Origin of the sequence: Shimia sp. R9_2 (assembly GCF_017743735.1) — a bacterium.
Taxonomy (GTDB): domain Bacteria; phylum Pseudomonadota; class Alphaproteobacteria; order Rhodobacterales; family Rhodobacteraceae; genus Shimia.
The window spans coordinates 160264-184502 of sequence record NZ_JAGHRO010000002.1 but is presented as its reverse complement, the minus strand read 5'-3'; the positions used below and the strand labels follow the sequence as shown (position 1 = coordinate 184502).

Sequence of the window (24239 nt, the reverse complement as noted above, 5' to 3'; positions counted from 1 at the left end):
GATGCGCAGGAATGCGCGCCGGTGGTGGTTCCTCCCTTGAGGTGAGCCGCGATCAGGGATAGGACCATCCCCCATGAAAATGCTCTTTCTAGGTGATGTGATGGGCCGCGCCGGACGCGCGGCTGTGGTGGAACGCCTTCCCAAGCTGCGGGAAGACTGGCAGCTCGATTTTGTCGTGGTGAACGGCGAAAACGCTTCCAACGGCATGGGGCTGTCTGGTGCCCACGCCAAGGCACTGCTCGATGCCGGGGCCGATTGCCTCACGCTTGGCGATCACGCTTTTGATCAGAAAGACATGCTGCAGTTCATCCAGTCAGAGCCGCGCATCATCCGCCCGCTGAACTACGCCCGTGGCGATGTGCCCGGCAAAGGGTTCCGCGTGTTTGAAGCGCGCGGCGGGCGCAAGGTGCTGGTCACTCAGGCGCTGGGGCAGGTCTTTATGAAGCAGCCATATTCCGATCCGTTTTCCGCCGTGGATCAAGTGCTTCGCGCCCATCCGCGCGGCGGTATGGTGCAGGCCGCCATCGTCGATATGCATTGTGAGGCCACTTCCGAGAAGATGGGCATGGGGCATTACTGCGATGGCCGCGTGAGCCTTGTGGTGGGCACCCACACCCATGTGCCAACAGCAGACACCCAGATCCTGCCCAAAGGTACGGCCTTTCAGGCAGATGCGGGCATGTGCGGTGATTACAACTCCGTCATTGGCATGGAGAAAGAAGAGCCCATGCGCCGCTTTGTCACCGGCATGCCCAAGGCGCGGTTCACACCCGCGCTGGGGGAGGCGACGCTCTCAGGGGTTTATGTGGAAACCGACGACCGCACCGGCGCCGCCACCCGCATCGAGATGGTGCGTCAGGGCGGCAGGCTCAGCCAGTCCGGCCCAAGCTGACGCCTTTAACAGCCCATGTCGCCCCTGCAGTTTAGCGCAATCCTGCTGGCCATTGGCACCGGTTGGGGGCTCACGCAGCCGCTGGCCAAAATCGCGGTGTCTGAGGGGTATCAACCGCTTGGGCTGATCTTCTGGCAAATGCTGATTGGCGCGGTGTTTCTGTTTCTGCTGCGGCTGCTCACCGGCAAATCCGTCGCCCTGCCACGCGACAAACTGTGGTTCTTCCTGCTAATCGCCGCGCTTGGCACATTGATCCCCAACAGCTTTTCCTACCGCGCGGCGGCAGAGCTGCCCTCCGGTGTCATGTCCATTGTGATCTCACTGGTGCCGATTGTCGCCTTTCCCATGGCGCTTCTCTTTGGGGTGGACAGGTTCAACTGGCCACGCTTGATTGGCTTGCTGGCAGGGCTTGCGGGCGTGGTGATCCTGTCAGAGCCCGCCGCCTTGCCAGATCCCGCCATGGCACTCTGGTCGCCCATCGCGGTCATTGCCCCGGTCTGCTACGCGCTGGAAGGCAATGTGGTGGCCAAATGGGGCATGCAAGGGCTGGGCGCTGGCCATGTGCTCTATGGCGCAAGCGTGGTGGGCGCCATACTGGCCCTGCCGCTGGCGCTGGCACCTGGCCAATTCATTGATCCGCGCACCGAGTGGACCGCGCCGGAGTTTGCGCTGGTGCTGTCGTCAATCATTCACGTCTGTGTCTACACCGCCTATGTCTGGTTGGTGTCCCGCGCAGGCGCGGTCTTTGCGGCGCAGGTCTCTTATGTGGTGACCGGCACAGGCGTGCTCTGGGCGATGCTCCTGCTGTCAGAGCGCTACTCGCTCTGGGTCTGGGCGGCGCTCGCGTTGATCCTGACCGGCATGACCCTCGTGCGTCCGCGACAGTCTTCCTGATCTGCAGAGGAGGGGGCTTTGCCCCCATCGCCGCCAGGCCGCGATCCCCCCAGAGTATTTTGGGCAGAATGAAGAGCGCTATGAAGCGTGGAACGCCATGACGTTGCTGTCAGACTGAGCAAAGCGCTCTATTCCTGCTGATTGGAAACGAAAACCGCTTGCCCGGCATCGGCGCCATGATAAAACTTGCCCGCTGATAAGGGCTGAGCACTATGGATCTTTTTGCGTTTTCTCAAACCACACAGGCGGTCTTGGCTCTGCTGACGGTGGCCAGCATGTTTGTGCTGTTCCTCAAGGAAGTCTACCCCACAGAGGTGGTTGCCATTGGTGGCGTGGCGGTTCTGCTGTTCCTCGGCGTGCTGCCTTATGAGGCCGCCTTGGGCGTGCTCTCCAACCCCGCACCATGGACAATTGCCGCAATGTTCATTGTCATGGGCGCTTTGGTGCGCACGGGGGCCTTGTCGACCTTCACGCAGCTTGCGGACGGGCAGGCCAAAAGAAACCCCGCGCTGGCGATTGTGATGCTTTTGGGTTTTGTGATCGTCGCCTCGGCCTTTGTGTCGAACACACCGGTGGTGGTGGTGATGATCCCGGTCTTCACCCAGCTTGCGCGCACATTGGGAACTTCGGCCTCTAAGTTGCTGATCCCGCTCAGTTATGCCGCCATCATGGGCGGGACATTGACCCTGATTGGCACCTCCACCAACCTGCTGGTGGACGGCGTGGCCCGCGATCAGGGGCTGGAGCCGTTTTCGATTTTTGAGGTCACACCGCTGGGCCTGATCATTGTGGCCTGGGGGATGCTCTACCTCTACGTCATCGGTCGCCGCCTGCTGCCGGAGCGCGCAAGCATGGCGGACCTGCTGTCCAACCGCAGCCAGATGAAATTCTTCACCGAGGCGGTGATCCCGCCGGAAAGCAACCTTGTGGGCCGGGAGGTCACCGGGGTGCAGCTTTTCAAGCGCGACGGCGTGCGCCTGATCGACGTGATCCGCGGAGACACCTCCCTGCGCCGCAACCTCAAAGATGTGACCCTGCAGGTCGGCGACCGCGTGGTTCTTCGCACCAAGATGACCGAGCTTCTGAGCCTGCAGCGCAACAAATCGCTGAAACGGCTGGATCAGGTCGGCGCGGTGGAAACCACCACAGTTGAGGCGCTGATCACACCGGGCTGCCGCATGGTGGGTCGCCGCCTCGGCTCCCTGCGTCTGCGCCGCCGCTATGGGGTCTATCCGCTGGCGGTGCATCGCCGGAACCAGAACATCGGCCAGCAGCTCGACCAGCTTGTGGTTCGGGTGGGCGACACGCTCCTGCTTGAAGGCGCGCCGGAAGACATCCAGCGCCTGTCGGCGGATATGGATATGGTGGATGTGTCCCAGCCCTCTGAGCGGGAATACCGCCGGGGCCATGCGCCGATTGCCTTGGGCGCCATGGCGGGCGTTGTGGTGCTTGCAGGCTTTGGCCTCGCGCCGATCCTGCTGCTGTCGCTGCTGGCGGTGGCGGTTGTTCTGCTGACCCGCTGCATTGATGCAGATGAGGCCTTTTCCTTTGTGGATGGGCGGCTTCTGTCGCTCATCTTTGCCATGTTGGCGATTGGGGCGGCCTTGTCCTCCTCAGGGGCGGTCTCTCTGATTGTCACCAGCCTTGCCCCGGCGCTTGAGAACCTGCCGCCCTTCCTGCTGGTCTGGGCGATCTATCTGCTGACCTCTGTGCTGACCGAGCTTGTCTCCAACAACGCTGTGGCGGTGGTAGTCACCCCCATCGCGGTGGGGCTGGCACAGGCTATTGGCGTGGATCCGCGCCCGCTGGTGGTGGCGGTGATGATCGCGGCCTCCGCAAGCTTTGCCACGCCAATCGGCTATCAGACCAACATGCTGGTGTTCGGCCCGGGCGGCTACAAGTTCACCGATTTCATGCGCGTGGGCATTCCGTTGAACCTGTCGATCGGGCTGTTGGCCTCTCTGTTGATCCCGGTCTTCTGGCCGCTCTAAGGGCAGGGCGACCGCGTGTTGCGCAGTGAGGTCTCTATGGCGGAGGCGACGTGCGCTCCGTTAAACTCTCGCCATACGTGCAATCCGCATACCAACACCGACGCAATACCGTAGGGATACCGACGCGATACCGAACCGCCTTTTTGGCGCACTGAGTCGGATTAACCTTTCCCAAAAGAAAAAGCGCGCCCTCAAGGAAGGCGCGCTTTGGCAGAAAACAGATGTTTTCTTATTTCTTTTTGCGGGGCGGCATCAGATCTGTGATCGTTCCCTCAAACATTTCCGCCGCGAAATTCACCGTCTCACTCAGGGTTGGGTGGGGGTGAATCGTGTGGCCCAGATCAACCGCATCTGCGCCCATTTCGATGGCCAGCGCCACCTCCGCGATCAGGTCACCAGCGTTGGGTCCAACGATTCCGGCGCCAATCACGCGCTCGGATTCTTCGTCGAAAATCAACTTGGTAAGCCCTTCAGAGCGGCCCAGGCTGAGGGAGCGACCAGACGCGGCCCATGGGAACACACCCTTGCCAACCTTCAGCCCTTCGGCCTTCGCTTGGGTCTCTGTGACGCCCACCCAGGCAACCTCAGGATCGGTGTAGGCCACAGACGGGATCACCCGCGCATCAAAGTGGCGTTTGTACCCTGCGGCCACCTCTGCAGCGACTTTGCCTTCATGCACAGCCTTGTGGGCGAGCATCGGCTGGCCAACCACATCGCCAATGGCAAAAATGTGAGGCACACCAGTGCGTTGCTGGCTGTCGACCGCGATAAAGCCGCGCTCATCCACAGCCACGCCAGCCGCAGCGGCATTGATTTTTGCCCCATTCGGACGGCGGCCCACCGCAACAAGAACTTTGTCAAAAGTATCAACCACTTCGCCCTTAGGACCTTCCATGGTGACCTCAAGACCAGCGTCCGTTGCATTAACCGCAGTGACTTTGGTCTTGGTTAGGATCGCCTCATAGCGCCCCTCAATCCGCTTGTGCAGCGGTTTGACCACATCCTTGTCAGCCCCGGGAATGATCTGATCCATGAACTCGACAATTGTCACTTTGGAGCCAAGCGCATCGTACACCGTGGCCATTTCCAGGCCGATGATGCCGCCACCCAGCACCAGCAGGCGCTCTGGCACGTCTTCCAGCTCCAGCGCGCCGGTGCTGTCGATCACGCGAGGATCGTCATGCGGGATGAAGGGGAGGGTGACGGGCTCAGACCCTGCTGCGATCACACATTGATCAAAGCTGACGGTGGATTTTGTGCCGTCGTTGTCCACCTGGATCATATTGGGGCCGGTGAAGGTGCCAAAGCCGTTCACAACCTGAACCTTGCGCGCCTTGGCCAATCCAGAAAGGCCGCCAGTCAATTGATTGACAACGCTTTCTTTCCAGCCGCGCAGCTTATCGAGATCGACCTCAGGTTTGGCAAAGCTGATGCCGTGATCGCCCATTTCCTCTGCTTCGGTGATGACTTTCGCCGAGTGCAGGAGCGCCTTGGAGGGGATACAGCCCACGTTGAGGCAGACACCACCAAGCGAGCTGTCTTTCTCAATCAGAACAACTTTCTTGCCCAGATCCGCCGCGCGGAAGGCTGCTGTGTAACCGCCGGGGCCAGAGCCCAGCACAACCACCTCGGCATGGACATCACCGGCACCGGTTGCAGTGCCAGTTGCGGTTACGGTTTGTGGTGCAGCAGGCGCTGCCGGAGCTGCCGCTTTGGGCGCTTCTTCCGCACCTTCAGCATCCAGAACGATGATCAGGCTGCCCTCAGAGACATTGTCGCCTTCGGCCACTTTGATCTCTTTCACCACGCCAGCGGCGGGGGAAGGCACTTCCATGGTGGCCTTGTCGCTTTCCAGCTCGATCAGCGGATCCTCTGCGGCGACAGTGTCGCCAACAGAAACCAGAATGGAAACCACAGGAACTTCGGAAAAGTCACCAATATCAGGTACTTTGACGTCCATAGTGAAGTCCTCCCTTAGAGCATCAAGCGACGCACGTCGCCCATCAGGTGCTTCAGCGTGGCGCAGAAACGCGCTGCCAGCGCACCGTCAATCGCGCGGTGGTCATAGCTCAGAGACAGCGGTTGCATGAGGCGTGGCTCAAACTCTTCACCGTTCCAGACCGGCGCCATTTTGGAGCGGGTCAGTCCGAGGATCGCCACTTCAGGTGCATTCACAATCGGGGTGAAAGACGTGCCGCCAATGCCGCCGAGACTCGAGATGGTGAAGGTCGCGCCGGACATGTCGTCGCCCTTCAGCTTGCCTTCACGCGCCTTGGCGGAAAGCTCCATCAGGTCTTTGGAGATTTCGATGATGCCTTTGCGATCCGCATCTTTGATCACCGGAACCACCAAACCATTGGGCGTGTCCGCCGCAAAGCCGATGTTGTAGAAATCCTTTTTGATCAGCTTGTCACCATCCGGATGCAGCGAGGAATTGACTTCCCAGTGCTGTTTGAGGGCAGAGACAGAGGCCTTGATAACAAAGGACAAAAGCGTGACGCGGTAGCCGTCTTGCTTGGCTTGCGCATCCAGCTCACGGCGATAACCATCCAGCTCAGAGATATCGGCTTCTTCGTTGTGGGTAACATGCGGAATGTTGAGCCAGCTGCGGTGAAGGGCCGGGCCGGAGATCTTTTTGATCCGGGGCATATCCACATCTTCGGTTGGACCGAATTTGGAGAAATCCACAGCCGGGATCGGTGGGATGCCCATGCCGCCCTGTGCCGCACCAGCAGGCGCTGCCGCTGTTGTGGTGGACTTCAGGAAGGCGGTGACGTCTTCGCGCAGGATGCGTCCTTTGCGGCCTGTGCCGTTGACCTTGGCCAGATCCACATCCAGCTGACGCGCAAAGGCGCGCACAGACGGGGACGCATGTGCTTTGCCAAATCCAGCGTCTGTCACAGCTGCCGGGGCAGGTGCGGCTGGCGCAGGTGCCGCAGCCGGGGCGGCCTCAGCTTTGGGTGCCGGTGCTGCGTCTGCGGCCTCTTCTGCTTCCAGAAGCAGAACCAGCGAACCTTCAGAGACATTGTCCCCTTCGGCCACTTTGATCTCAAGCACCTTGCCCGCAGCCGGGGAGGGCACTTCCATGGTGGCCTTGTCGCTTTCGATTTCGATCAGGGGATCTTCTGCCGCGATCACATCGCCTGCGCTGACCAAGACGGAAACCACTGGAACTTCAGTGAAATCACCGATGTCGGGAACTTTGACTTCAATTGCCATGTTTAAAATCTCCTCTCTTCCCGATCACACCAGGCGCGGGTTCGGCTTGGCGCCGTCGATGTCATATTTGGCCAATGCGGCCTCAAGGTCTTTCTTGGTCACAGCGCCTTCGCGGAACAGATCCACCATGGCGGCTGCGGCGATGTGGTTGGCATCCACCTCAAAGAAGCGGCGCAGGTTCACACGGCTGTCAGAGCGGCCAAAGCCGTCTGTGCCCAGAACCGTATAGCGGCCCGGCACACATGTGCGGATCTGCTCTGCGTAGTTCTTCATGTAGTCTGTCGCGGCGATCACCGGACCTTTTGCTTTGGCAAGTTGTTCCGCAACAAAGGACACTTTTGGCTCCGCCAGCGGGTTCAGGCGGTTGTGGCGGGCCACATCCTGACAATCCCGCGCCAGCTCGTTGAAGCTCGTGGCGGACCAGATTTCAGCGGTCACACCAAAGTCTTCCTTGAGCATGTCTGCGGCTTTCATGGCCTGAACAAGAATGGTGCCGGAGCCCATCAGCGTGACGTGCTTCTTGGTTGGTTTTTTGACTTCCTGAAAGCGGTAGAGGCCTTTGATGATCTCGTCTTCCACACCCATAGGCATGTCCGGATGGGCGTAGTTTTCGTTCATCAAGGTCAGGTAGAAGAACACATCTTCCTGATTTTCATACATTCTCTTGAGGCCATGCTGCACGATCACAGCAACTTCGTGCTGGAAGGTCGGGTCATAGCTGACGCAGTTTGGAATAGTGCCCGCGAGGATATGGCTGTGGCCGTCCTCATGCTGCAGCCCTTCGCCGTTCAGCGTGGTGCGCCCTGCGGTGCCACCCAGCATAAAGCCGCGCGCCCGGCTGTCGCCTGCCGCCCAAGCCAGATCGCCAATCCGCTGGAAGCCAAACATGGAGTAGTAGATGAAGAAGGGGATCATCGGCACGCCATGGTTGGAATAGGAGGTTGCTGCCGCAATCCAATCCGCCATGGCGCCCGCTTCGTTGATGCCTTCCTGCAGAACCTGACCAGAGGTCGATTCCTTGTAGTACATCATCTGATCGGCGTCTTCCGGCGTGTAGTTCTGCCCTTCTGGGTTATAGATCCCCACCGAGCGGAACAGGCCTTCCATCCCGAAAGTACGGCTTTCATCCGGCACGATTGGCACGACGTTTTTGCCGATCTGTTTGTCACGCAGCAGCGTGGTCAGGATGCGGACAAAGGCCATGGTGGTGGAAATTTCACGCTCGCCGGTGCCTTTCAGCTGCGCGGCAAATTTGTCGAGCGCTGGGATTTCCATCTTGGGTGATTGGCTCTCACGCTTGGGGAATTCCCCGCCAAGCGCTTTGCGGCGGTCAGCCAGATAGGCTTTCTGCGCGTTGTTGAGCTTCACAAATGGCGCTTTGGGCAGATCTTCGTCGCTCACTGGGATCTCAAAGCGATCCCGGAAGGCGCGCAATTGATCTTCGGCCATTTTCTTTTGCTGGTGGGTCGTGTTCTGACCTTCGCCAGCGCTGCCCATGCCATAACCTTTAACTGTTTTGATCAACAGGCAGGTTGGCATGCCCTTGGTGTCGGTTGCGCGTTTGAACGCGGTATAGACTTTCTGCGGATCGTGGCCGCCGCGGCGCAGTGCCCAGATCTGCTCGTCTGTCCAGTCTTTGACCAGTTCTGCGGTCTCCGGATACTTGCCGAAGAAATGCTCGCGAATGTAGGCGCCATCTTTGGACTTGAATGTCTGATAGTCGCCATCAACGGTTTCATCCATCAACTGGCGCAGCTTGCCAGAGGTGTCTTTCTCCAGCAGTTCGTCCCAGCCTTTGCCCCACAGGAGCTTGATGACATTCCAGCCCGCGCCGCGGAAGTCGCCTTCCAGTTCTTGCACGATCTTGTGGTTGCCGCGTACAGGACCATCCAGACGCTGCAGGTTGCAGTTTACCACGAAGATCAGGTTGTCGAGGCCTTCGCGCACGGCGAGGTCGATGGCACCACGGCTTTCCGGTTCGTCCATTTCCCCGTCACCAAGGAAGCACCAGACCTTGCGGTCTGCCATGTCGATGAGGCCGCGGTTATGCATGTATTTCATGAACCGCGCCTGATAGATCGCCATCAGCGGGCCAAGGCCCATGGATACGGTTGGGAACTGCCAGTAGTCGGGCATCAGCCATGGATGCGGATAGGAAGAAAGACCTTTGCCATTCACCTCGGAGCGGAAGTTCTCAAGCTGCTCCTCTGTCAGGCGACCTTCCATGAAGGAACGCGCATAGATGCCAGGGATCACGTGACCTTGGAAGAACACAAGGTCGCCGCCGTGGATCGCAGATTTGCTGCGCCAAAAATGGTTTAACCCTATATCATACATCACCGCGGAGGAGGCGAAGGAAGCGATGTGACCGCCATACTCGCTGCTCTCTTTGTTGCGGCGCACCACGGTCGCCATGGCATTCCAGCGGTTGATGGTGCGGATGCGCCATTCCATATCGAGATCGCCAGGGAAATCTTCCTGATCATCCGCCGGGATGGTGTTCTGGTATGGGGTGGTTGCCGAGAAGGGCAGTGTCGCACCGGCCGCACGGGCCTGTTGAACCGCTTTGTCCAGCAGGTAATGGGCTCTGTCTGGGCCGTCCCGTGCAATCACGTCTTCGATTGCATCTTGCCATTCTTGGGACTCGATTGGGTCGATGTCAGAAATCTCGTTCGCCATGCGGCGTCTCCTCCACTGAAATCCGCGTTTCAGACACTATAGTTTAACATTAAACAATCAAGCTAGTGGGGCGGTTGCATGGCTCCCATGCGCTCAGATCATGTCTGTTCCGGGGTATGGCGGAAGGGTTAAAGACGGGTGAGCAGACAAAGAAAAAGGGGCGCGAACGCCCCTTTTAGATCGGATTTGCAGAAGCTTAGCTTTCTTCTTGCGGCAGCACGAGGTTGAGAACAATGGCGCAAAGTGCAGTGGGGGCCACTGCGGATGTCATCAGCGTTTTTATAACACCTGGCAAATATTGCACGGCGGTTGGCACAAGGTTGAGGCCGAGACCTGCCGCGAGCGAGACCGCGATGATCACCATATTGCGGCGGTTCATGTTCACCTCGGTCAGCACGTTCAGACCTGCGGAGGCAACCATGCCAAACATCACGATCACACCGCCACCCAGCACCGGAAGCGGCATAGAGGCGATGACGGCGCCAATCTTGGGCAGCAAGCCGCAGACGATCAGAACGATGCCACCGATGGTCACCACATGGCGGCTCATCACACCTGTCATGCCGACAATGCCAACGTTTTGGCTGAAGGATGTGTTGGGCAGACCGCCAAACACGCCTGCCACGGCTGTGCCGAGGCCATCTGCGTAGGTCGCGCCCTGGATCTCTGCATCCGTTGCGTCGCGGCCAGCGCCCGCTTTCGCGGTCGCTGAGGCGTCGCCCACGGTTTCAATGGCAGACACGATGGAAACCAAGGTGACCGCGATGACAGCGCCCAAGCTGAATTCAAACCCGTAAGGGAGCGGTGTGATGCCTGTCACCCAAGAGGCTTTGCCGACGGCTGCGAAGTTTACCATTCCGAGAGCAAAAGCCAGAACGTAGCCCGCCAGCAGGCCCACGAGAATGGCCGCATTGGACAGGACGCCTTTGGTGTAGAACTTCAGCACCAAAGCGACGATCACAACGGTGAGGGCCACGGACCAGTGCTTCAGCGAGCCGAAGCTTTCGGCTTCCATTTGAAAGCTTGCCGCGCCACCTGCTGCATATTTGATGGCCACCGGGATCAGGTATAGGCCGATTGCAAGGATCACCAGACCGGTCACCAACGGCGGGAAGAGCCAGCGCAGTTTGCCGATCACGGATCCAAGCGCAAAGTGGATAACGCCGCCAATGATACAGGCGGTGAGCGCAACGCTCAAACCTTGGGTCGCGGCGACACCCGCGAGAACGCCCACAAAGGCGAAGCTGGTGCCTTGCATGATGGGCAGGCGCGCGCCAATGGGACCAATCCCAACAGTCTGAAAGAGCGTGGCGATGCCTGCAAAAAGCATGGCCATCTGAATGAGATAGACCTGTTCCGGCCCGCCAAAGGCCAGACCAGCCGCACCGGCGACGATGATTGAAGGGGTCACGTTGGAGGCGAACATCGCCAAGACGTGCTGGAAGCCAAGCGGAATTGCTTGGCCTAAAGGTGGCGTGACATTGGGGTCGGCATATTGCCCCAATGTCTGCGTGTTGTTAGCTGTGCTATCAGCCATTTTGCTTCTCCTGTCGGTCGTTACGCCCTGCCACTTCTAATATTGAGCAGCTTGAGGCAAGAGGGTCAGGTGAGGCCTGACCGGGGGATTTGGTCGGCCACCACGCGATAAGGTGTGTCGAACCAAAACTCTTCTAGGTTGGCGGTGTCTCCAATGCGATCTACCACGGCAAACAAGCCGGGTGCGCTCAGAGGGGTCAGCACTCCGTGCCATATGTTGCGATGAAAGTTGATGCCCTGGCCGGGTGCCGCGAGGAAAGCTTGGGGCACATCGGGGATGCCGCCTAAATCTTTGGCAACAATCACCAAAAACGCATGTTCCGTCATCGGAATGAAAGCCTGCGAGCCGTCTGGGTGCCGCTCGACCATGTCCAGTGTGTAAGGTAGCGTGCGCGGCGTGGCATTAAACAGCGATATGCCCGCGCGCCCCATTGGCCCAAAATCCATTTGGGCCAAGTCGTGATGCCGACCGCACATGCCTTGATTGATGATCTTATCAGGAGCGTCCCGCAGCGTGATGACATCGCCAAATGGCGCGAAGGCTTCTGCGGTCAATGGGAGTGCGTTGATATCGGTCAAGGCAGCAAATCCTGCAGCCGGAACTCGGCAATCCGCTCAACCTGTCGGCAGGCTTCTGCAAATTCGGTTGTGCTGTCGTTGCCGATCCGTCGTTCAAAGGCGGCCATGATGGAGGGTTTGTCGTGATCGCGCACCGCGATGATAAAAGGGAACCCGTGTTTCGCAACGTAATCTGTGTTGAGTTGCGTGAAACGTGCGCGCTCGTCATCGGTCAGCATGTCCAAACCTGCACCGGCCTGCTCTGAGGTGCTTTCAGCGGTCAAACGGCCCGCCGCTGCGAGTTTGCCGGCCAGATCAGGGTGGGCCTGAAGCACTTTTAGGCGCGCTTCTTTCGGCGCGCGTCGGAAAGCGCGGCAAAGCACATTGTGCACCCCGGCAGCGCAATCGTGCGCCGGACCTAGTTCCAAATCATGCGCTTGCTCGGCAACCCAGGGGGAGTGCTCAAAGATGCCGCCATAGCTTTCCACAAAGCGGGCTTTGTCCATCATGCTTGGACGTTCGATCCGCTGGTGCGGGTGATGGGTTTGCCAATGCTCGGCGATGTCGACCCGCCGGGGTGTCCAAACCCCTTCAAAGCTCTGGATGTAGTCCACAAACTGCTTGAGCGCCGCGAGTTTGCCCGGACGCCCGACCAAGCGGCAATGCAGTCCGATGGAAAGCATCTTTGGCGCGCCGTCGGTGCCCTCGGCGTAGAGCGTATCAAAGGCATCTTTGAGGTAGGTGTAGAAGTCCTGCCCAGTCACCCAGCCCGGTGCCGTAGCAAAGCGCATGTCATTGGCCTCAAGCGTGTAGGGAATGATCAGCTGATCACGCTCCTCCAGTTCCAGCCAATAGGGCAGGTCGTCGTCGTAAGTGTCTGAGATATAGTCAAAGCCACCTTCCTCAGCGACGAGCTGCACGGTGTTTTCGGAGCACCGGCCTGTATACCAGCCGCGCGGGCGCTCACCGACCACCTCGGTGTGCAGGCGGATTGCTTCCGCAATCGCGGCGCGCTCTTCATCCGCTGCCATATCTTTGTGCTCAACCCACTTGAGGCCGTGGCTGGCGATCTCCCAGCCTGCACTTTTCATGGCAGCGACCTGTTCGGGGCTGCGGGCAAGTGCGGTGGCGACGCCATAAATCGTGACGGGAATATCCGCGTCGGTGAAAAGGCGATGGAGGCGCCAGAAGCCGGCGCGCGCGCCATATTCGTAGATCGACTCCATGTTCCAGTGGCGTTGCCCGGGCCATTGCGCGGCACCTGGGATGTCTGACAGGAATGCCTCAGAGGCGGCGTCCCCGTGAAGAACGCAGTTTTCGCCGCCTTCTTCGTAGTTCAGCACAAATTGTACGGCGATTTTGGCATCATTCGGCCAAGCGGCGCGGGGTGGGTTTTGGCCATAGCCCCGCATGTTCCGGACGTAACGAGTCACGTTGTCGGCTCCCTCACATTTTTGTCATTATGTTCTAACGCGCGCGAATGCCCAAGACTTTCTCTTTATTCATGAAAGTGTTGTTGGCACTCTGGCTTTGCTTGGCAGAGCATCATCGGCGATAGACGATGCACAAGAAATGTGAGGGAATTTTATGGCTGGCTATCTGACAACCCATATTCTGGACACGGCGCGGGGCGTTCCGGCAAAAGGTATTCGTATTTCGCTGTATCGCGTCAGCGGCAATTCACACCGCAAAATTGCCGAGACTGTCACCAACGATGACGGCCGCACTGATGCGCCAATCTTGCCAGAAGGCGATTTTAAAACAGGCACTTACGAACTGATCTTCCATTGCGGTGACTACCTGCGCGAGACCGGTCAGGCGGGAGATGATCCGCTCTTTTTGGATGAGGTTCCGATCCGCTTTGGCATGGCTGACGCCGATGCGCACTACCATGTGCCGCTGTTGCTGTCCCCATTCGGGTATTCCACCTATCGCGGCAGTTAACCTTCGGAAACCGAAAGGTTTCCGGAGAGCGCAGCTTGCACGCGTGGGGTCATGAACTCGATCAAAAGCCGTGTTTTGGGGTCTTGGTGACGGCGGTGTGTGTAAAGCAGCGCCATCTGGATCGGTATCGGGGGCGTATCTTGCAGGACGGGCACCAGAGCGCCTGAGTTGAGATGTTCTGCGATCTCAAACACCGGCTTGAGGGTGATGCCAAAGCCCTCAAGCGCCCAGTCTGTCAGAACGTCTCCATCGTCGGACTCAAACGGCCCTTTCACTGCAAAACGCTGTGTTCCGTTCGATGTTTCCAGAGGCCATTGGAATTCCGGCGCGCCGGGGTAGCGCAAGTTGAGGCAATCATGAGTTCCATCCGTAAGGGCCTCAGGCGTCTCCGGCGTGCCACGCTGTGCGAGGTAGCTCGGGGATGCACAAAGAACACGCGGGCAATCCGCAATCTTTCGGATGCGTAGAGTGCTGTCTTCCGGCACACCTAAGAAAAAGGCGACATCCAAGCCCTCCGCGGTGAGGTCCAGCTTCCGGTCGGACAGACGAAGTCTCAGATCGACCAGTGGATATTCTTTTTTGAATTCTGGCACCAAGGGCGCGATCAGCCGCCGGCCAACACCCAAGGGGGCGGCGATGTGGAGCAAGCCACGTGGGCTTTGCGTGATGGAATTCACTGCGGCTTCGGCGTCTTCTATCGCTTCCAGAACCTTACATGCGCCATCATAGAAAGTGTTGCCCTGCTCAGTGGGATTAAGCTGCCGCGTTGTGCGGTGAAAGAGACGCACGCTAAGATATTCTTCCAATTGAGAAATCCGCGAGGATGCCACAGCCGCAGATATCCTCTGATCACGGGCCGCGGCGGACATGCTGCCCAGTTCATAGACACGTACAAAGGTTCGGATGTTGTCGATGTAGGACATGAATTTTCAGGATTTTCTTGAAATAAGTCAGGGTTCTTCATGTTAGTGAAGAAAACCAGAATGCACCAGCATGTCGCGGCGACAGATTTGCAGAAACCGCTCTCCAGATTGGTTTCGGGCAGATTGAATGCCCTTTGGCCAACGAATTGGAGCTAGTCTGCAGTTGTCATCAAAGCACGTGGGTAGAGCGCGCCCATGCGCTTGCCTTTGTCCTCAAAGATTGTTTCTGTGCGCCGAAAGTTTTGGGAGCAATAATGATGATCAAGGCAGTGGTATTCGATTTGGACGGCACTTTGGTGGACAGCGCGCCGGATATTCAGGCCTCAATCAACCTGATTCTCACCGAAGAAGGTTTCGAACCCCTCGATCTTGCGACGACAATTTCGTTTGTGGGCAATGGTTTGCCCAAGCTTGTTGAACGCGTGATGGCCGCGCGGGGCATGCCGGTGGAAGAGTTTAACCGCGTACACGCGCGGGTGTTGGCAATCTACAATGCATCAAATTCCGACAAGACCGTGGTGTATGACGGCGTGTTGGACGTACTGCGGTTGCTCAAGGAAAAGGGGATGTTTCTCGCGGTGTGTACCAACAAACCGGAAGAGCCCGCGCGGCATGTGTTGGCCGGGTTGGGTCTTGAAGGTTTTTTTGATGTTGTTATCGGCGGGGATACCTTGCCGGTGCGCAAGCCTGATCCGCAGCCGCTGTATGAGGCGATGGGCAGCTTCTCCGCCGCGGAGGTTCTGTATGTGGGCGACAGCGAAGTGGATGCCGGAACCGCAGAGAATGCGGAGGTGAGATTTGCCTTGTATACGGAGGGCTACCGCAAGTCTCCGGTCGAGGAAATCGCGCATGATGTTCGGTTTTCGCATTGGAACGACTTCCTGCGTGCGGCGGAGCTGAGTGCCATAGCCTGACGCGCGACTGGTTACTTATTCTGTCGCTGAACTGTGACTTGCCCCGCGGGTGTCAAAGATTCTAGGCTGCGATAGAAGAATGCGACACCAGGGAGGTTGCACAGTGAAGTCTTTTATTTTCAGTGCGTTGGCGACAGTTTCTGTTATGTTTTCTAACGCGCTTTCTGCGCAGGTGATTGAGTTGACACCTGCAGATCCACAACCCAAAGGTCTTAAGACCGGGCTTGCAGTTGTATATGCGGTCAATGACCGGAGTGTGCGCAACTTGCATCCGGCGCAGCGCCGGATTGAGCGCTTTGGTGAGCCGGGAACGCCGCTGCCGGGTTTGAATTTTCCAGACAAGGGCAAGGGCGCGCCGGTGATGACGTCAGGCCGTGCAGAGTTGGTTGGCGCAGAGGTGACCGGCTACATCAAATTTCCGTCTGCTGGGGTCTATGGTGTTGAATTCTATACAAATGATGGCGCGCAGATCTGGATCAGCGGGCAGACCGTGGGCAAGATTGACGGCATCACCGCCTGTGCCAGCGCAGGGCGGCCGCAGGTGAATGTGCCTAAGGCAGGCTGGTATGACATTAAGGTGCTGTATTTCCAGAAAGAAGGCACGGCCTGCTTTGAGAGCGAGTGGACACCGCCGGGCGGCAAGCGACAACTGATCCCGGACAGCGCCTTCGGATACAAATAGGCGCAGGAACACAGAAGGGGGCCTTGGCCTCCTTCTTTGTGGGCAGGTCCACATATGTATCGCGTCGGTATTGCGGCTGTAACGCGGTGGTACCACGGCTGTGGACCGTAAGTGCAAATACCGACTGGTTTAGCGGCAAATGCCTTCTAGTTCCGCCCCTTCCCAAGGCAGGATCACGGACTCCAGACGGGGCAGATCATCGACGGGGAAGTGATCATCCAGCAGGGAGCGAAGGCGCGCGGTGCGGGGGGCTTCCGGATCCAGGATCGCGCAACAAAGGTATTCTTCGACCACAGAGGCCTGCTGTTCATAGCCGTAATCCAGGAAGGTCTCCGCCGAGGCGGTTTCAAACTGATAGGGATCTACGCCGCGTTTGTGCTCGCTCGCGGCGCGGCGGGGTGAATATCCGGTGACGTCGCGGTTTTGCCATTGCCAGACGTGGGTCATTTCGTGGGCAAAGAACAGCGCGGCACTCATGTGCACCTTCTCGGGATAGTCCGGCAGATAGTTCGGGACAGACCAGTCTTCGGTGGTGAAGAGGCGATTGAAGAGCACCACACCCGCGGGGGAGGCGGTGATGACCTCTTCTTTGGGTTCGGGATTGATGCGTTCCCGACAGGCCAGACGCGGGCGCTTTTTGTATTCAAAAGTGGCCACGCCCAGAGGCACATCGCGCGTGATACGCACGCGGCTGGTGTCCAGACTGTCGCCATGCACATCGCGCGCAAAGGCGGTCTCGGTCTCCGTGAGGGGACGGGTGCAGGAAATCAGCGTCAGGGAGAGAAGGCAAAGCAGGCGGCGCATGAAAGAAGAGTAGCAAAGGCCGCAGATCGGACAAGGCGCAAATCGATCACGTCACAGTCAGATCAGTCCGTCGATGGTGCGGCCCAGCCGGAAGGGCGCGGCAAAGGCCACCAGGCAGATGGCGACAAATTGCAGGATCAGAAGGGCGCGGCCTGATTGCAGCACCTCCCAGGCCTCGCGCAGAACGCTGACATCTTCGATCAGCGCGTCATAGGTCAGCGCCAGAACACGGTAGTCGGCAGCAACCTCCGGACGGGTGGGGGCGATGTCTTTGAGCGCCATAACCGTGGGCACATCGCGGGTGTCAAAGGCGAGAAACTCCGCCTCTTCCAGTTGGGCGGCGGCTTTCTCCATGGTGTCCATGTCGTCGCGGTTTTTGAACAGTAGCGTGAAACCTTCGAGCGGCGCGCGGCGCTCAGTCACCGAGACAAAGAGCGGCAAGGCAGTGTTGCTGGCGGAACTGGCGGAAAGATATTCAACTTTCTCACAGAGCTTTTGCAGCTCCTCTTCGGACACATCGTTACAATAGCGCAGGCGGAAGCGGGCGGCGTCGGTGTCAAAGGCGCGCGACGCGGTATAGGCGACGGTGACCTGACGGTTCAGCGCCGTGCTGTCCTCCTGATAGATGCCCACAGCTATGGCGACTACAGCACCCAAACCGCCGAGCGCCACCCAGATCACATCGGCCAATTCCCATGCCTTTGAGCGGTGCGCGAATTTGAACAACAACAGCGCGCCGGCACTGCCGATCATGAAGAAAAGCAGGATCAGAGGCAGTTGATAGATGTGAATGAAGTCAGCCATGGGGCGAGCATAGCGGGTTCCCGTTGAAACAGGGTTCACAGGTGGGTCAGGGGTGTTTCAACAGCTGATTGGCTTATTTCGGGGTGGGGACAAGGCGCCCACCCGTGCGGCATTCCTGAAAGTGGAAGCTGTAAAATTCCTGATCCTGCGCGCGGCCTTCAGACGCCCCAAGAGCTGCGCCGATCATGCCAAAAGCCTCGGCCTGTTTGCGGTCGCGTGTTCCGATGTAGCCGAGACCCTGGCCAAGATTGGTGCCGGTGCGGCTGCCTTGCTCAGTGCCGCGCATACCGGTGGCGGCGCGGGCGTATTGGTCACAGAAGAGCTCTGTGCGGGGTTCATCTTGCGGCCATTGAGAGAGGTCTGAGTCCTGCGATTTGGGTGCCGCGGTTGGGGACAAGTGATTGTTTTGATAGCGTTCGCTGTCCGCGCGGGCTTGGGCGAGGGCCGAATTTGGGATCAGGAGGGCGAGGAGGAGGATCTGGCGCATGGGGCAGAGTGTGGCAGTGCCACCGCGCAGGGGCAAGCCGTAGGGTGCGCATTAATGCGCACCGATTTGGCGGTGTTGTGTATCGAAAGGGTGGTGCGCAGTGAATGCGCACCCTACGGCGTGTGATTTACAATCCAATGCGGAATGCTTTGCATTCCGCCGCGCCCGACCCTCCCCAATGGGAGGGCGCATTCTGCACCCACCCTAGGGTCGGGCGCTTAGGATTTATCGCTTCTTCCATGCATCCAAGTTGACATCGCTTTTGCAAGGTCGTCGGCCACTTCGGATCTTGGCGCCTTTCTTATTTCGCCAAGAGCTACTGGCAGTTCTCGTATTGGAAAAAACTGAGACTGTCTGTCTGCAAAACCTTGGACGGCCATCAAAAAACCGGCTTGGAGAAAGGCTGTCGCGACTACGATATCATATAGCCCGCAGACTTGAGCTGGCTCATCTAAAGAGCACACTTTCATAAAAATGAAGGAGCGGCGCTCGAAGAGTTCCACACGATCAAAATCAGTAAAACGAATATTGCTGATGGCAGCATGGCCGATGGTCGCGCGCACCGGCGTTCATTTTCGTTCAGTTTCTCCAGAAGTTTAGCATCTGATTTCCACTCAGCGTATTTTCTGACAATAGAAGAGTGTACAAACTGTTGCCGTCGAGAAAATGCGAAACTTACCTTAGCAATGCGAGAGCGCCTAAACGGCCAGGTTACCAACCTGTAGGCAAAAAGTTTAAGCTCCAAGAACAAAAATACAATGGCAGAAAAACAGGAAAAGCCACCATGGAGCAAATGACTGCATAGTAACCTAGGTTTAGAGGGCGCGCCTGAAACAACTCGTTCGCTGTCAAATAGGCGGGCGATTTGCCGATTGTGAACAGTGAAAACAGTTCAATCACTAGAAAAATGGCAACTATGCGCGCCGTAGGGAGCGAAACTTTTTGAGCAATTTGTGATGTATCCATTTACACTTTTGGGTACCTTGCCTCAAACATCCAGCTCCTCCACAAACCGCGCGTTCTCCTGAATGTACTGGAAGCGTTTCTCCGGTTTTTTACCCATCAGATCGCCCACCAGCGCGTCGGTTTCGCCGGGTTCGTCCTCGTCAATCGTCACGCGGATCAGCTTGCGGGAATTGGGGTCCATCGTGGTCTCTTTGAGGTCTTTGGCGTCCATTTCACCAAGACCTTTGAAGCGGCTGACGTCGATTTTGCCTTTGCCGCCAAGACCTTTGGCGAGCCATTCGTCTTTTTCCGCTTCGTCCACGCAATAGACACGTTTGGCGCCCTGAGTGAGGCGGAAGAGAGGGGGGCAGGCCATGTAGAGGTGGCCCGCGTCGATCATCGGGCGCATCTGGGTATAAAAGAAGGTCATCAGCAGCGCGGCGATGTGGGCGCCGTCCACATCCGCGTCGGTCATGATGATGATCTTGTCATAGCGCAGATCGTCCACATTGAATTTGGTGCCAAGCCCGACGCCGAGTGCTTGGGTCAGGTCGTTGATTTCCTGGTTGGTGCCGATCTTGGAGCTGGCTGCGCCAAGCACGTTGAGGATCTTACCACGCAGGGGCAGCAGGGCCTGTTTCTTACGATCCCGTGCCATTTTGGCAGAGCCGCCCGCGGAGTCACCCTCAACAATGAAAAGCTCGGTGCCTTCCCGGTTGGTGGCGGAGCAATCCACCAGCTTGCCCGGCAGGCGGAGCTTTTTGGTGGCGGTTTTGCGGGCGGTTTCTTTTTCCTGACGGCGGCGCAGACGCTCTTCGGCGCGCAGCACGAGGAAATCAAGGATCGCGCCGGCGGATTTGGTGTCGGCGGCCAGCCAGTTGTCAAAGTGGTCGCGCACGGCGTTTTCCACCAGACGCTGGGCCTCAACGGTGGCGAGGCGGTCTTTGGTCTGGCCGACAAATTCCGGCTCGCGAATGAAGCAGGAGACCAGCGCGCAGCCGCCAGTGATCAGATCGTCGCGGGTGATCTGGGCGGCCTTTTTGTTGTTCACCAGCTCGCCGTAAGCCTTGATGCCTTTGAGCACGGCGGCCCAGAAGCCGGAAACGTGCGTGCCGCCTTCCGGTGTGGGGACGGTGTTACAGTAGGACTGAATGAAACCGTCACGGCTTGGGGTCCAGTTGATGGCCCATTCGACCTTGCCCGGCGTGTTGAAACGCTCCTGAAAGTCCACGGTGCCCGCAAAGGGCTGTTCGGCGTAGGTGGTGGCGCCGTTCATGGTTTCTTTGAGGTAATCGGACAGACCGCCGGGGAAGTGGAAGGTGGCTTCCGTTGGGGTTTCGCCGTCATCAATCGCGGTTTTCCAGCGGATTTCGACACCGGAGAAGAGGTAGGCTTTTGAGCGGATGGATTTGAAGAGGCGTGCCGGTTTGAAGCGGTGGGAGCCAAAGATCTGTTCATCGGCGTGGAAGGTCACGGTTGTGCCACGGCGGTTTGGCGCGGCGCCGATTTTCTCGACCTTGCCCTGCGGAATGCCGCGGGAGAACCGCTGCTCATAGAGCTCTTTGTTGCGCGCAACCTGCACAACCATCAAATCCGAAAGCGCATTCACAACCGAGGCACCCACGCCGTGCAGACCACCCGAGGTCTGATAGGCTTTGCCCGAGAATTTGCCGCCCGCGTGCAATGTGCAGAGGATCACCTCGAGCGCGGATTTGTCCGGAAACTTGGGGTGGGGATCTACAGGGATGCCGCGCCCGTTGTCGCGTACGGTCAGGGAATAATCCTCATGCAGCTCCACTTCGATGCGGTTGGCGTGGCCTGCCACCGCTTCGTCCATGGAGTTGTCGAGGATCTCGGCGACCATGTGGTGCAGCGCGCGCTCATCCGTGCCACCGATATACATGCCCGGACGCTTGCGGACAGGTTCAAGCCCCTCAAGGACTTCAATCGAGGAGGCGTCATAATCGGTCGGCTGGGCTTCGGCCAGAAGGTCGTTGGGCATTCGCGGGCTGCTCTTGTTCATGTTGCTTGGTAAGCATTATGGCAGGAGCGCGCGGCAGGGGGAAGAGGAAGAACGCGCAGATACGCCATCAGAGTTGCTCTCTCTATGGTCACGGAAAATTCTATGGCTCGGGCCCACGCGGATGCCTATCTTTGAGACATCTGAGGGAGAGCCGGTAATGTGGCGCAGTATCTTGTTTTTCATTCTGTTCGCGACAGGTGGGGCGGCGCAGGAAAGGCCGCAGGGTTTGCTTTGGAACAAGACGGGGCTGCCCACCACAATCCCGTTGCAAATCAAGACAACGGCGGAGGCGGATTATGTGCTGCGGCTGCGCGCATATGAAACCGGGGAGATGGCGCTGGCTGCCTATATACGCGGCGGAGAGTTCTTCCGCGTCTTGGTGCCGCCTGGGTTTTATGAGTTGCTGTTTGCCTCCGGGCAAGATTGGCAAGGCGAGCCGGAGCTGTTCGGGCCTGAGACACGAGAGTTCCGGTTGGACCCACCGCTGATTTTCAACAGCACGGCAACGCGTCGGGAAGGCTACCTGATTGATTTGCAGGATCAGGAGGCGATCACGATCCGCCTGTTGGCGACATGTGATCGACGTGCATTGGACCCTGACAGCTTGCGTGGGACACGCGATCCGGAAGATCGGGTGATTGGCCGCCCACAGACCTTTGACAGGCCGGAACGTCCGGACAAAATTCCCTTTGCTCGCTACGAGGTGCAGGGCCGGTTCTGTGATTAAAATGCGCAGCAGGTTGGCGGCGCCTTCTGCATGCGCAGGGCGCTCGCCGCACCAACAACAGGTTACATAGACAGGTAGTTGTTGCCCAATGTGTCACGATATTTGTCGACCCATTTGGCGTTGATGGCGGTGATGGTCCCGTCCGCCTCAAGCTCTGCAAAGCAGCGATCAAAATCGGCGGCCAGCGCGGCATCGCGGAAATTCATCGCATAATTGGACGGCTCAAAAATGGCGCGGAACTCAAGCGGTTGGGACGCATCAATGCCAGCGCTGGAGCCTGCGTCCCGCAGAGAGGCGGTATAGGCCGCAAACAGCATGCCATCGCCCAGAATGCCGTCCACGCGCCCGCCAAAGAGGAGCTTGGATTGAGTTTCCTGATCGGTCATCTCCCGATAAGAGGCGAAGGTGTCGGAGGCCTCTGCAAGTCCGGGCAGGATGTTGGACGCGCCTTGGAATGCGGCAACGCTGAGACCTGCAAGATCGCTGAGCGCGCCATAGTCGCTGCCAGAACCGGCCAGGAAGGACACGCCGTTCTGATAGGCAATATAGGCAGCGCCTTGGGTGCCTTCCATTGGCATCCCCACGGGTACGGTCATCACAGCGTCCCCCTTGCCCGCCTCAAATGAGGCCCAGTGGCGTGTGAACGGCTGCACCTCAAAAGCCACTTCGTGACCGCAGTGGCCCATCACAGCGGTCACGATCTCTGCTTCGCGGCCTGTGCCGTCGGCGTAGACCATCGGCGGCAAATCGGCTGCCATGATGGTGAGCGTTTCAGCAAAGACGGGCGCGGTAAGCGTGAGGGATGTTGTGGCCAAAGCGGCGGCAAAAAGTTTCATGATCTTAGGGTCCTCTTAAGTGTGAGGAGAGCCTAGGGGCGCGAATCTTAACGGAACGCTACTGGCTGTGACGACTATTCAATATTTTCAATAGCTTTCGCTTCCTTCTTCGCGTTGTTTTGTGGTGGATTTAATATGGATTTGAGAGGTCGATATCTGAGGGCTTCAATCTTCCATAGAAGGGTACGATCGGCGTACTCCTCAGATAGAGGTGCGCCCTCCCAGTTGCCGACATGTTTTCGGTGCAGAGATCAGCGCAATAAATTCACTGACTATTTCTCTGGAAATTGACGTGTGTCAAAGCGCGAAATTGCAACCTTTGCTATATGTCTGTCGAATTTATCAGGACAGGGATTAGCTTATGGAAAAACAACTTGAACAGCGTGTTGTTGAAGAGGAACTGGTGCTGGACGTCGCTGCGGAACCTGCTGAAATTGCAGAGGCTCCAAAGGTAGAGAGCGAAGCCGAGCCCGCGCCAGTTGCAGAGGACGCTGCGGCTCCAGCGGCACCTGCCGTTGCCAATAAGGAGTCCGTGGATGAGATGCGCCGCGCCTTTGAACGCGGCGAGTACCCTTATCCGAAAAAGATGTCGCGTCGTGCTTATGAGACGCAAAAGGCCAAGCTGCAGTCCGAGCTGCTGAAAGTTCAGCTCTGGGCGCAGGAGACCGGCCAGAAATTTGTGATGCTTTTTGAGGGGCGCGATGCGGCCGGTAAGGGCGGGACCATCAAGCGGTTTACCGAGCACCTCAACCCGCGGACTGCACGTGTGGTGGCGCTGAATAAGCCCACTGATCAAGAACGCGGCCAATGGTATTTTCAGCGCTATATCGAGCACCTGCCGACTGCCGGTGAAATCGTGCTCTATGACCGCAGCTGGTACAATCGCGCGGGTGTTGAGCGGGTGATGGGGTTCTGTGAACCCGGAGAATATCTTGAATTTATGCGCCAGACCCCTGATCTGGAGCAGATGCTGGTGCGGTCAGGCATTCGGCTTTATAAATATTGGTTCTCAGTCACCCAAGATGAACAGAAGCGCCGCTTTGAAAGCCGCGAAACCGATCCGCTCAAACAGTGGAAGCTCAGCCCGATTGACAAAGCATCGCTGAACAAATGGGAAGACTATACAGAAGCCAAAGAGGCGATGTTCTTCTACACCGACACGGCTGATGCGCCTTGGACCGTGATCAAATCCAACGACAAGAAGCGGGCGCGTCTGAACTGTATGCGTCACTTCCTGAGCACGCTGGACTATCCGGGCAAGGATCCGAAGATTGCGCAACCCGCTGATCCGCTGATTGCGAACACCGCAAGCCATGTGATCCACAACTCAGATCATATTCTGGGTACGGCGTTGCATCCGGACAGCCGAAAAGACCGCTGA

21 protein-coding genes are annotated in these 24239 nt (G+C 58.1%); 8 read left to right on the top strand and 13 right to left on the bottom strand.

The features are described 5' to 3' along the window. Window positions 1–73 precede the first annotated feature (73 nt). From J7400_RS05440 to J7400_RS05430, 3 genes are all read left to right on the top strand, one after another. Window positions 74–892 (top strand): TIGR00282 family metallophosphoesterase, encoded by an 819-nt coding sequence (locus J7400_RS05440; RefSeq protein ID WP_209060582.1) that lies wholly within the window; start codon window positions 74–76, stop codon window positions 890–892. A 15-nt stretch (window positions 893–907) separates the two neighbouring features. Then, the gene (locus J7400_RS05435; RefSeq protein WP_209060580.1) at window positions 908–1786 is read left to right on the top strand and encodes a DMT family transporter; all 879 of its coding nucleotides are present in this window, start codon (window positions 908–910) and stop codon (window positions 1784–1786) included. Between the two features lie 212 nt (window positions 1787–1998). Continuing rightward, the gene (locus J7400_RS05430) at window positions 1999–3777 is read left to right on the top strand and encodes an SLC13 family permease (protein WP_209060578.1); all 1779 of its coding nucleotides are present in this window, start codon (window positions 1999–2001) and stop codon (window positions 3775–3777) included. A gap of 229 nt (window positions 3778–4006) precedes the next feature. On the opposite strand, the gene lpdA is transcribed toward J7400_RS05430, so the two are convergent. From lpdA to puuE, 6 genes are all read right to left on the bottom strand, one after another. Further along, entirely contained in the window at window positions 4007–5737 is a 1731-nt protein-coding gene (gene lpdA / locus J7400_RS05425) for a dihydrolipoyl dehydrogenase (RefSeq protein WP_209060577.1), read from the bottom strand. 14 nt (window positions 5738–5751) lie between these two features. After that, on the bottom strand, window positions 5752–6996 hold the full coding sequence (locus J7400_RS05420) for a 2-oxo acid dehydrogenase subunit E2 (protein ID WP_209060576.1): 1245 nt from the start codon (window positions 6994–6996) through the stop codon (window positions 5752–5754). A 24-nt stretch (window positions 6997–7020) separates the two neighbouring features. Further along, window positions 7021–9675 (bottom strand): pyruvate dehydrogenase (acetyl-transferring), homodimeric type, encoded by a 2655-nt coding sequence (aceE, locus tag J7400_RS05415; RefSeq protein ID WP_209060575.1) that lies wholly within the window; start codon window positions 9673–9675, stop codon window positions 7021–7023. A gap of 196 nt (window positions 9676–9871) precedes the next feature. Further along, window positions 9872–11212 (bottom strand): nucleobase:cation symporter-2 family protein, encoded by a 1341-nt coding sequence (locus J7400_RS05410; RefSeq protein WP_209060574.1) that lies wholly within the window; start codon window positions 11210–11212, stop codon window positions 9872–9874. A 65-nt stretch (window positions 11213–11277) separates the two neighbouring features. Further along, window positions 11278–11790, bottom strand: coding sequence for an ureidoglycolate lyase (locus tag J7400_RS05405; protein WP_209060573.1), 513 nt, complete (start codon window positions 11788–11790; stop codon window positions 11278–11280). After that, window positions 11787–13202, bottom strand: a complete 1416-nt coding sequence (gene puuE / locus J7400_RS05400) for an allantoinase PuuE (protein WP_209060571.1) — start codon at window positions 13200–13202, stop codon at window positions 11787–11789. Before puuE ends, J7400_RS05405 begins: the two co-directional genes overlap by 4 nt. A 154-nt stretch (window positions 13203–13356) precedes the next feature. On the opposite strand from puuE, the gene uraH reads away from it, so the two are divergent. Further along, window positions 13357–13713: a hydroxyisourate hydrolase gene (gene uraH, locus J7400_RS05395; protein WP_209060566.1), complete on the top strand. Its 357-nt coding sequence runs from the start codon at window positions 13357–13359 to the stop codon at window positions 13711–13713. On the opposite strand, the gene J7400_RS05390 is transcribed toward uraH, so the two are convergent. Further along, window positions 13710–14636: a LysR family transcriptional regulator gene (locus J7400_RS05390; protein ID WP_209060562.1), complete on the bottom strand. Its 927-nt coding sequence runs from the start codon at window positions 14634–14636 to the stop codon at window positions 13710–13712. The two genes, uraH and J7400_RS05390, sit on opposite strands and share 4 nt — an antisense overlap. Before the next feature lie 260 nt (window positions 14637–14896). Here J7400_RS05390 and gph point away from each other — a divergent pair, with 260 nt between their 5' ends. Then, window positions 14897–15550, top strand: a complete 654-nt coding sequence (gene gph, locus J7400_RS05385; RefSeq protein ID WP_209061998.1) for a phosphoglycolate phosphatase — start codon at window positions 14897–14899, stop codon at window positions 15548–15550. A gap of 103 nt (window positions 15551–15653) precedes the next feature. Beyond that, window positions 15654–16232 (top strand): PA14 domain-containing protein, encoded by a 579-nt coding sequence (locus tag J7400_RS21395; RefSeq protein WP_209060561.1) that lies wholly within the window; start codon window positions 15654–15656, stop codon window positions 16230–16232. A 129-nt stretch (window positions 16233–16361) separates the two neighbouring features. Here J7400_RS21395 and J7400_RS05375 read toward each other — a convergent pair whose 3' ends face one another. From J7400_RS05375 to parE, 5 genes are all read right to left on the bottom strand, one after another. Next, complete coding sequence (locus J7400_RS05375; protein WP_209060555.1) at window positions 16362–17036, bottom strand: hypothetical protein; 675 nt, start codon at window positions 17034–17036, stop codon at window positions 16362–16364. Between the two features lie 57 nt (window positions 17037–17093). Further along, the gene (locus J7400_RS05370; protein WP_209060553.1) at window positions 17094–17840 is read right to left on the bottom strand and encodes a hypothetical protein; all 747 of its coding nucleotides are present in this window, start codon (window positions 17838–17840) and stop codon (window positions 17094–17096) included. 73 nt (window positions 17841–17913) lie between these two features. Further along, the gene (locus J7400_RS05365) at window positions 17914–18327 is read right to left on the bottom strand and encodes a hypothetical protein (protein WP_209060552.1); all 414 of its coding nucleotides are present in this window, start codon (window positions 18325–18327) and stop codon (window positions 17914–17916) included. A gap of 218 nt (window positions 18328–18545) precedes the next feature. After that, a complete protein-coding gene (locus tag J7400_RS05360; protein ID WP_209060551.1) occupies window positions 18546–18890 on the bottom strand; it encodes a hypothetical protein in 345 nt (114 codons plus the stop codon). Window positions 18891–19315: 425 nt separating this feature from the next. Beyond that, window positions 19316–21274 carry a DNA topoisomerase IV subunit B gene (gene parE / locus J7400_RS05355; protein WP_209060550.1) on the bottom strand — a complete coding sequence of 653 codons (1959 nt, stop codon included), beginning with the start codon at window positions 21272–21274 and terminating at the stop codon, window positions 19316–19318. A 178-nt stretch (window positions 21275–21452) separates the two neighbouring features. On the opposite strand from parE, the gene J7400_RS05350 reads away from it, so the two are divergent. Continuing rightward, window positions 21453–22022 carry a hypothetical protein gene (locus J7400_RS05350; protein ID WP_209060549.1) on the top strand — a complete coding sequence of 190 codons (570 nt, stop codon included), beginning with the start codon at window positions 21453–21455 and terminating at the stop codon, window positions 22020–22022. A 62-nt stretch (window positions 22023–22084) separates the two neighbouring features. Here the strand turns inward: J7400_RS05350 and J7400_RS05345 are convergent, their stop codons facing one another. Next, complete coding sequence (locus tag J7400_RS05345; protein ID WP_209060547.1) at window positions 22085–22858, bottom strand: transporter substrate-binding domain-containing protein; 774 nt, start codon at window positions 22856–22858, stop codon at window positions 22085–22087. Between the two features lie 361 nt (window positions 22859–23219). Here J7400_RS05345 and ppk2 point away from each other — a divergent pair, with 361 nt between their 5' ends. After that, the gene (gene ppk2 / locus J7400_RS05340; RefSeq protein ID WP_209060544.1) at window positions 23220–24239 is read left to right on the top strand and encodes a polyphosphate kinase 2; all 1020 of its coding nucleotides are present in this window, start codon (window positions 23220–23222) and stop codon (window positions 24237–24239) included.